At 63.5% G+C, this 9,105-nt stretch carries 8 protein-coding genes and 1 pseudogene; 7 read left to right on the top strand and 2 right to left on the bottom strand.

All coding sequences use genetic code 11. The annotated features are described in order from the left end of the window. The 4 genes and pseudogenes from DH10_RS30000 to DH10_RS29985 all read left to right on the top strand — a co-directional run. A pseudogene (locus DH10_RS30000) lies at positions 1–373 on the top strand (beta-ketoacyl-ACP synthase); the annotation flags it as partial. Between the two features lie 79 nt (positions 374–452). Next, complete coding sequence (locus DH10_RS29995) at positions 453–1,724, top strand: beta-ketoacyl-ACP synthase (protein WP_192253075.1); 1,272 nt, start codon at positions 453–455, stop codon at positions 1,722–1,724. 39 nt (positions 1,725–1,763) lie between these two features. Then, positions 1,764–2,792: a zinc-binding dehydrogenase gene (locus DH10_RS29990; RefSeq protein WP_192385656.1), complete on the top strand. Its 1,029-nt coding sequence runs from the start codon at positions 1,764–1,766 to the stop codon at positions 2,790–2,792. Positions 2,793–2,798: 6 nt separating this feature from the next. Further along, positions 2,799–3,788 carry a lipid A biosynthesis lauroyl acyltransferase gene (locus DH10_RS29985; RefSeq protein WP_192385655.1) on the top strand — a complete coding sequence of 330 codons (990 nt, stop codon included), beginning with the start codon at positions 2,799–2,801 and terminating at the stop codon, positions 3,786–3,788. Positions 3,789–3,931: 143 nt separating this feature from the next. On the opposite strand, the gene DH10_RS29980 is transcribed toward DH10_RS29985, so the two are convergent. Continuing rightward, positions 3,932–4,774: a hypothetical protein gene (locus tag DH10_RS29980; protein WP_192253066.1), complete on the bottom strand. Its 843-nt coding sequence runs from the start codon at positions 4,772–4,774 to the stop codon at positions 3,932–3,934. A gap of 195 nt (positions 4,775–4,969) precedes the next feature. Next, on the bottom strand, positions 4,970–5,401 hold the full coding sequence (locus tag DH10_RS29975) for a L,D-transpeptidase (RefSeq protein ID WP_192253063.1): 432 nt from the start codon (positions 5,399–5,401) through the stop codon (positions 4,970–4,972). A 254-nt stretch (positions 5,402–5,655) separates the two neighbouring features. Between DH10_RS29975 and DH10_RS29970 the strand changes: the two genes are divergently transcribed. From DH10_RS29970 to DH10_RS29960, 3 genes are all read left to right on the top strand, one after another. Next, the gene (locus tag DH10_RS29970) at positions 5,656–6,933 is read left to right on the top strand and encodes an acetylornithine deacetylase/succinyl-diaminopimelate desuccinylase family protein (RefSeq protein ID WP_192253060.1); all 1,278 of its coding nucleotides are present in this window, start codon (positions 5,656–5,658) and stop codon (positions 6,931–6,933) included. A gap of 117 nt (positions 6,934–7,050) precedes the next feature. Next, complete coding sequence (locus DH10_RS29965) at positions 7,051–8,529, top strand: ABC transporter substrate-binding protein (protein WP_192253057.1); 1,479 nt, start codon at positions 7,051–7,053, stop codon at positions 8,527–8,529. Between the two features lie 29 nt (positions 8,530–8,558). Further along, positions 8,559–9,105: ABC transporter permease (locus tag DH10_RS29960; RefSeq protein ID WP_192385654.1), on the top strand; the 547-nt coding region annotated here is incomplete at its 3' end.

Below are 9,105 nucleotides of genomic sequence, written 5' to 3'. Positions count from 1 at the left end.
CCGGCGCCGGCGCGGCGAGTTGAACGCCGAGATCGCTGCCCTGCTGAAGCAGGCGGCGCTGCCCGCCGCCGGCGAATTGCTGACGATTTCCGGGGCCTCCGGCGCTCATGCCGCCACGGCGGCCGAAAAGGCGGCGCTCGACGCAAATCCGGCGATTGCCGCGCGCGCTTTCTCGACGTTCACCGGGCACATGAAGGAAGCGCAGTTTCCCTTTGCCGTGGCGCTCGCAGCGCTCGCCGTCGACCGCAAGGCTTCCTACCCTGTCTTCGATGCAACAGTGGAGCGGCCATTCGACGGTACTCCTGCTGCCGTCCTTGCAACGGCGATCGGCTATCACCAATTCGAGGGCCTGGGACTGATCAAGGCCGCATAGATTTGTTTTACGCAATTCCGGACGGAAAACCGCGATACACTTTCCCTGGAATTGCTCTGGACCGAGGCAGATAGGAAACATGGCCAATCTCCGCGATCACATGGGCAGGCCGATCGTCGCCGTGACCGGCATCGGCGTCGTTACCTCGCTCGGCGTCGGCAAGGCGGACAACTGGGCGGCGCTGACCTCCGGAAAATCCGGTATCCATCCGATCACCCGCTTTCCCATCGATCATCTCAACACCCGCATCTCCGGCATGGTCGACTTCCTGCCGTCGAGCTCCAAGGGTGCCAGCCCCCTCACCTACGAGCTGGCCGAGACGGCGGCTCAGGAGGCAGTGTCGGAAGCCGGCCTCGATTCCGGCGATTTCGGCGGCCCGCTGTTCCTCGCCTCGCCGCCGGTCGAGCTCGACTGGGCCGACCGCTTCTCGCTCTATAATTCGGACAAGCAGGAAAGCGGCGCTGAGAGATTGTTGCGCGTGGCCCGCGCGTTGAAGGAGCTCGACGTTTTCGAGACCACTCAGTTCGGCTCGATTGCCGATCGTCTCGCCGACCGTTTCGGCACGCGCGGCCTGCCGATCACGCTGTCGACCGCCTGCGCTTCCGGCGCGACCGCCATCCAGCTCGGTGTCGAGGCGATCCGCCGCGGCGAATGCGACAAGGCGCTGTCGATCGGCGCGGACGGGTCCGCCACCGCCGAGGCGCTGATCCGCTTCTCGCTGCTGTCGGCGCTTTCCACCCACAACGACATCCCGGAAAAGGCGTCAAAGCCCTTTTCCAAGGATCGCGACGGTTTCGTGCTGGCCGAAGGCTCCGGCGCGCTGGTGCTGGAATCGCTTGAGGCGGCGCTGGCCCGGGGCGCCACCATCCTCGGCATCATGCGCGGTTGCGGCGAAAAGGCCGACGATTTCCACCGCACGCGTTCAAAGCCCGACGGTTCGCCGGCGATCGCCGCCGTGCGAGCCGCCCTTGCCGACGCGGGCCTCGGCGAAGACGAGATCGACTACGTCAACGCGCATGGCACCTCGACGCCGGAAAACGACAAGATGGAGCACCTCTCGCTGTCGACCGTATTCGGCGAGCGGATCGGCTCGATGCCTATATCTTCCAACAAGTCGATGATCGGCCATACGCTGTCGGCCGCCGGCGCGGTCGAGGCCGCGTTCTCGCTGATGACGATGCGCGAAAGTGTCATCCCGCCGACGATCAACTATGACAATCCCGATCCTGCGATCGTGCTCGACGTGGTGCCGAACAAGAAGCGCAACGCCGCGGTCGGCACGGTTTTGTCGAATTCCTTCGGCTTCGGCGGCCAGAACACCTGCCTTGTCATGGCGCGGGAACCGGTCTAAGCGGACCTCTTTCCGCTCTGACAGAACCCGACAGGCCCCATGCGCGCATTGCAACTTATCGAGGACCGCCGCCTTGAAACGGTGGACCTGCCGCCGCCCCCGCCGCCTTCGCTCGGCGAAGTGACGCTCCGCATCAGGGCGGTGGCGCTCAACCATATCGACGTATGGGGCTGGCGCGGCATGGCATTCGCCAAGCGCAAGCTGCCGCTGGTCGTCGGCGCCGAAGCCTCCGGCGAGGTCGAGGCGGTCGGGCCCGGCGTCTCCAACCTCCTGCCAGGCCAGTTGGTATCGATCTACGGCGCGCGCACCTGCGGGCTTTGCCGAGCCTGCCGCGAAGGCCGCGACAATCTTTGCGAGCATGTGTCCGGCGTCCACGGCTTTCACCTCGACGGTTTTGCCCAGGAAAGGATCAACCTGCGGGCCCGCCTGCTGGTAACCGCGCCGCCCGGCGTCACCGAGATCGGCGCCGCCGTGGCGCCCGTCACCTTCGGCACCGTCGAGCACATGCTGTTCGACAACGCGAAGCTGGAGCCCGGCGAGACCATCCTCGTCCATGCCGGCGGCTCCGGCATCGGCACCGCCGCGATCCAGTTGGCCAAGAAGATGGGCTGCACTGTAATCACCACGGTCGGATCGAACGACAAGATCGACAAGGCGAAGGCGCTTGGCGCCGACCATGTCATCAACTATCGCGAGGACCGCTTCGAAGGCGTCGTGCGCAAGCTGACGAAGAAGAAGGGCGTCGATGTCGTCTTCGAGCATGTCGGCGCCGACACTTTTGCCGGCTCGATGCTCTCCTTGAGGCGTGGCGGCCGTCTCGTCACCTGCGGCTCGACCTCTGGCGTGTCTACGCAGGTCAATCTGATGCAGCTTTTCCAGCAGCAGCTGAAGCTGCTTGGCTCCTTCGGCTGCCGCATGGAGAACATGGCCGATGCCATGCAGAAGATGGCGGCCGGCCTTGTCGCCCCGGTCATCGATACCGAAGTCGGCTTCGACGACATCGGCGCCGCGCTGAAGCGCATGGAAGGCCGCGACGTCTTCGGCAAGATCATCCTGCGCGTCTCCTAAGCCAAGATGGTCGCCAAGGTGCTCAAGAAAGCCCGCCGGGACTTCATGTTCCGCTACGGCCGGCGGTTGCGCCAGATGGAGCATTGGCTGGTCGCGCGGCTCGCCATGGCGATGATCGGCCTGCTGCGCCTTTTGCCGCCGGACAGCGCGCTGAACTTTGCTGACCGCGTCGCCCGCCGCATCGGGCCGCTGGTCGAGCGGCACAGGGTGGCCGTCAACAATCTGCGCCTTGCCTATCCGGAAAAGAGCGATGCCGAAATCGAGACCATCGCGTCCGACATGTGGGGCAACATGGCCCGGCTTGCCGCCGAATACATTTTCCTTGATGCCCTCTTCGATTTCGACCCGAATGCCGCCAAGCCGGGCCGGGTCGAGGTCCGCGGCATCGACCATTTCGTCGAGATAGCCGGCGAGAAGAAGCCACACATCCTGTTCACCGGCCATCTCGGCAATTTCGAGCTGCTGCCCGTCGCCGCTGCCACCTTCGGCATGAACATCACGGCGCTGTTCCGCCCGCCGAACAACCCCTACCTCGCCGACTACATCCACTCGACACGCCGCTCGACGATGGGAGGGCTGCTCCCCTCTTCGACCGGCGCGTCGTTCGCGCTCGCCGCCATCCTGGAAAACGGCGGCAATATCGGCGTGCTGGTAGATCAGAAATTCACGAACGGCGACGAGACGACCTTCTTCGGCCGCCCCTGCCAGAGCAATCCGGTGCTGGGCATGCTCGCCCGCCACTATGATTGCGATGTCTATCCCGCCCGCTGCGTCAGGCTGCCGGGAAACCGGTTCCGCCTCGAAATCGAAGATAAGCTCACCCTGCCACGCACCGAAGGCGGCAGCGTCGATGTTCACGCCACCACCCAGCTGCTCGCCGACGTCGTCGAGCGCTGGGTGCGCGAGGATCCCGGACAGTGGATGTGGTTCCACAAGCGTTGGGAGATGAGCGGCCGCCGCCGCAAGCGGCGTAGGCAGGCCAAGGAGGCCGGCTGAGCCTTCGGGCCGTATCTCAAAATCGCTCAGCGGTTCGATCAACTCAGCCCGAGCGCAAGAAAGCCGGTGTCTGCGCAAGGAAAAGCCGCGAAGATCGCTCTTCGCGGCTCTGATTTCAGGTGACCTGAACTGGCTGAACAATCCTAGAGGAACGGCACCGTAAAGTTGGGTCGATACGTATCCATGGTGGCGCCATTGCGGTCTTCCGAGAGCAGCGTATCCGAGCCGAAGCTTGCGCGCAGCCCGACCACATATTTGTGGATGTTCACGCTGCCCGACGCTTCGGAGAAAGTCACGTGATCCAGCTGGTAACGTCCGAATACGGACCATGGCGTGCCTGAAAACCTATAGGTGGCCTGGAGTGCCGCGCTAACCGTATCGAAGTGCACGCCACTCTCCGAGAGTCTCGAAAAGCCAAGTTCGCCGTCAAACCGAAGGTCATCCTGGGCAAAGTAGCGCACCACACCGCGGCCGCCCCAATTGTCGAGATGCTCGGACTCGCCGCTTGCACGCAACTGGCCGTAGTAGACTTGGCCGTAGAGGGTCACATTGCCGAAATAAGCCTGCGCTTCGGGACCGACCGTGAAAGTATACAGATCGGCATCACTTACAAACTCGTCGCCGCCATATCCGTTGATCGTGGCAAAGCCGCCGAGGGCATATGAGCTTGGATCGCGCCAGTAGCCATGGATCGCGCCGCCGTAGCTGTAGATGTTCGTGCCTTCGATCCAAAGCGAATCGATAACGGCGTCGGTCTGGATGTTCCAGCGGGCGTCGATCGGGAAATTGATACGAGCGGCGCCACCGGCAGTCGTGCCGTCTGCATCGTCCCCGGGAGTCGCGAAATAGATACCGCCGAGATAAACTTCGCCATAACCTGATATATGCGGCTGGGCCAGTTCCTGGTCCAGAACAACCGGCGTGTCGGCAGCGAAAGCCGAAGTTGCCGTTGCCGCGATCGCAGCACTCAAAAGAAATCGATACATCATAGTCCCCAAGCAGCCAGAATTAACGCGTCGTAATTACCACGGCCGTGTCATACAAACCAGATTCGGCACTCCTTACGGTAGTATAAGCCGTTGTTTTTCGAAGCATGTGAGGCATTGCTGCAACGCCCGAACGGAGCAGGCGCGCAGGCAGCAATTCCTGCCTGCGACTTTCGGCGCCCTCTCCGGCCCGTTTCAGTCGGTGACGACGATCCGCGTGTTGCCGTAGCCGGCTTCCTTCACCATCGAATAGAAGGTTGCGGCATTGGCTGTGTGCAGGCGCACGCAGCCATGCGAGGCCGGACGCCCGAGATACTTCACGGCGCCGGTGCCATGGATGGCGTAGCCGCCGCGGAAGAACACCGAATACGGCATCGGCGAATTGTCGTACTTGCGCGAGTACCACATCCGCGCGGTCCACTGCGGCCGGTAGCTGCCGCGCGGCGTGAAGTAGCCCCTGCGCGCGGTAGATACGTTCCATCGGTAGAGCACCTGACCATATTTGCTGACGGTCATCGTCTGAGTGGAAACGTCGATACTGGCCACCAGCGCGGCCGCCCGACTTGCGATCGACGTGCCGAGCAACGCGGTTGCCAGCACGGCTGCCATGAGAACGGACTTTTTCATGCGATCAAACCCCTTCGATTGCCCCTGCCATCACGTGGTCTTTTCCATCATTTTGCCGGCAGGTGCGTTAAGTACCACACACTCGTTGACGAAACCGCCAATCCGACGCGGCGAATTTGAACGATTTTCCCGCCATGGTTGCTGGCACACCACGCGCTCTCGACGGTTTAACCTGTGAGCCTGCCTCAATCATTGTCCGGCAACCGGCGAAAGGCGGCTTGCAAAAGCGCCGCATTGCTTTTTCAATCCGCCGGATGAACGAACGACTCCTTCGGGCCGTCGATGACCGGGTCGACGACCTGGTCGCGCTGACCGCCGACCTGATCCGCTTTCCGACCGTCAATCCACCCGGCGAGGCCTACCGGCCATGCGCCGAATATCTCGGCGCGCGGCTGGAAAAGCTCGGCTTCGAGACCGAGTTCATCCGCGCCGAAGGCGCGCCCGGCGATACCAACCGCTACCCGCGCGTCAACGTCGTCGCCCGCTTCGACGGCCGCTCGCCCGGCGCCTGTGTGCATTTCAACTCGCATATCGACGTGGTCGGGGCCGGCGAAGGCTGGACCGTCGATCCTTTCGCCGGCTTGGTGAAGGACGGCCGGGTCTACGGTCGCGGCGCCTGCGACATGAAAGGCGGGCTCGCCGCCTCGGTCATCGCCGCGGAAGCTTTCATGAAGGTCTATCCCGAGTTTCCCGGCGCCATCGAAATATCTGGCACGGTCGACGAGGAGTCCGGCGGTTTCGGCGGCGTCGCCCATCTGGCGAAGCTCGGCTATTTCTCCAGGCCGAAGGTCGACCACGTCATCATCCCGGAGCCGCTCAACAAGGACCGCATCTGCCTCGGCCATCGCGGCGTCTGGTGGGCGGAGATCGAGACCAAGGGCGAGATCGCGCATGGCTCGATGCCGTTCCTCGGCGACAATGCGGTGCGCCATATGGGCGCCGTGCTGCAGGCCTTCGAGGACGAGCTGTTCCCGGCGCTCGACCGCAAGGTGACGCGCATGCCGGTCGTGCCCGAGGGCGCCCGGCGTTCGACCATGAACATCAATTCCATCCATGGCGGACAGACCGAGGACTTCCGCCCCGGACTGCCCTCGCCCAACGTGCCGGATTCCTGCCGGCTGACCATCGACCGCCGCTTCCTGCTCGAGGAGGACCTCGCCACCGTCAAGGGCGAAGTCACCGGCATCCTCGATCGGCTGAAGCGCGAGCGCAAAAAATTCGACTACGAGATCCGCGACCTGATGGAAGTCCTGCCGCTGATGACCGAGCGCGACGCGCCTGTGGTCAAGGCCGTCGCGCAAGGCATCATGGCGATCTTCGACCGCGAGCCCGAATACGTGATCTCGCCCGGCACCTACGACCAGAAGCACGTCGCCCGCATCGGCCATATCTACGACTGCATCGCCTACGGCCCCGGCATCCTCGATCTCGCCCATCGGCCGGACGAATGGGTGGGTATCGCCGACATGGTGGAATCGGCCAAGGTAATGGCGATCGGCCTCAACGTGCTGCTGCGCGGAACGACCGGCTGATCCGGAAAAACATTTCCCCCGGTGCTGCCCGGCAGCACGAAACGCAATTTACTCACAGGCCAAATCACGCTTCTATCCGCTGGCTTGAGCATGTTTTGAGCAAATGGGAGTTCAGCGATGAAATTGTGGAAGACCATTTTCGCCGCGGCCGTGCTGACATTCGCTGCCGCCACGTCGGCATTTGCGGCGCGCGCCGACCTCGTCATCGGCATTCCGCTCGAACCCCCGCATCTCGACCCGACCGCGGGTGCCGCCGCCGCCATCGACGAGGTGCTCTATGCCAATGTCTTCGAAGGTCTCACCCGCATCGGCCCGAACGGCGAGGTGCTGCCCGACCTTGCCGAAAGCTGGACCATCTCGGATGACGGCAAGACCTACACCTTCAAGCTGCATACCGGCGTGAAATTCCACGACGGCAGCGACTTCGGCGCCGACGACGTGAAATTCTCGCTCGACCGCGCCCGCGCCGACAATTCGGTCAACGCTCAGAAGGGCCTGTTCGCGCAGATCGACAAGGTCGACGTCGTCGATCCGGCGACCGTGAAGGTCACGCTGAAGAACCCGCAAGGCTCCTTCCTCTACAATATGGGCTGGGGCGACGCGGTGATCGTGTCGCCGAAATCGGCCGATACCAACAAGGAAAAGCCGATCGGCACCGGTCCCTTCAAATTCCAGGGCTGGGCCAAGGGTTCGTCGATCACCTTGGTGAAATCGGACAATTACTGGGGCGCCCCGGTCTTCCTCGACAAGGTCGAGTTCCGTATCGTGCCGGACGCGGCCGCTGCCGTGCCGGCGCTGCTTTCCGGCGACATCCAGGCCTTCCCCTTCTTCGATCCCGACAGCGTCTCCCAGGTCAAGGACGATCCGCGCTTCCATGTGGTGATCGGCTCGACCGAGGGCGAGACCATCCTGGCGATCAACAACAAGAAGCCGCCCTTCGACAAGCTGCAGGTCAGGCAGGCGATCTCCTTCGCGCTCGACCGCAAGGCGATCATCGACGGCGCCTCGGCGGGCCTCGGCGTGCCGATCGGCTCGCATATGTCGCCCGCCAACAAGGACTATGTCGACCTCACCGGCCTCTATCCGCACAATGTCGACAAGGCGAAGGAACTGCTGAAGGAGGCCGGTCTCGAAAAAGGCTTCAAGGCGACGCTGAAGCTGCCGCCGCCTTCCTACGCGCGGCTTGGCGGCGAGATCATCGCCTCCGAGCTTCGCGAGATCGGCATCGACCTGGAGATCGTGCCCGTGGAATGGGCGCAATGGCTGGATCAGGTCTTCACCAAGAAAGACTACGATCTCACCATCGTCTCCCACACCGAGCCCAACGACATCGATATCTATTCGCGCAAGGACTATTACTTCAATTACGACAACCCGGCCTTCGACGCCATCATCGCCAAGCTCAACCTGACCTCGGACGAAGCGAAGCGGAAAGAGCTGCTGGGAGAGGCGCAGAAGATCCTCGCCGACGACGCCGTGGTCGGCTTCCTCTACGAGCTGCCGAAGGTCGGTGTCTGGGACGCCAACCTGCAAGGCCTGTGGGAGAACGCGCCGATCCAGGCCAACGACCTCACCAAGGTGAAGTGGACGGACTGACGGCCGCCGCGATCGCCTGATCGCCTCCCATGACCGCCTACCTCCTCAAGCGCTTCATCATCGCGGCCGTCACGCTCGTGCTGGCTTCGATGGTGGTGTTTGCGGTGATGGAGATTTTGCCCGGCGACCCGGCGCGCCTGATGCTCGGCTTCAACGCCAGCGCCGACCAGATCGAGCTGCTGCGCAACCAGATGGGACTGAACGCGCCGCTCGCCCTGCGCTACCTGCATTGGGCTGGCGGGCTGCTCAGTCTCGATTTCGGCCGCTCCTACACTTACTCGGTTCCCGTCATCGATCTCGTGCGTGAGCGCGTTGTGGTTTCTCTGCCGCTGGCGCTGATCGCGCTGGCGCTGTCGACCGTCATCGCCATTCCGGTCGGCCTTTTCTCCGCCAGCCGGCAAGGCCGTGCCGGCGACGCGCTTGCCATGGGCGCCGCCCAGCTCGGCGTCGCCGTGCCGAACTTCTGGTTCGCGCTGATGCTGATCTACCTCTTCGCCGTCTGGCTGCGGTTGGTGCCGGCCGGCGGCTTTCCCGGCTGGGGCGCCGGAGCCTGGCCGGCGGTGAAGTCGCTGCTGC

The sequence above is a fragment of the Mesorhizobium silamurunense genome (assembly GCF_014843825.1).
Classification (GTDB): Bacteria; Pseudomonadota; Alphaproteobacteria; order Rhizobiales; family Rhizobiaceae; genus Mesorhizobium; species Mesorhizobium silamurunense.
The sequence above is the reverse complement of the archived record's forward strand: the minus strand, read 5'-3'. Positions and strand labels throughout refer to the sequence as shown.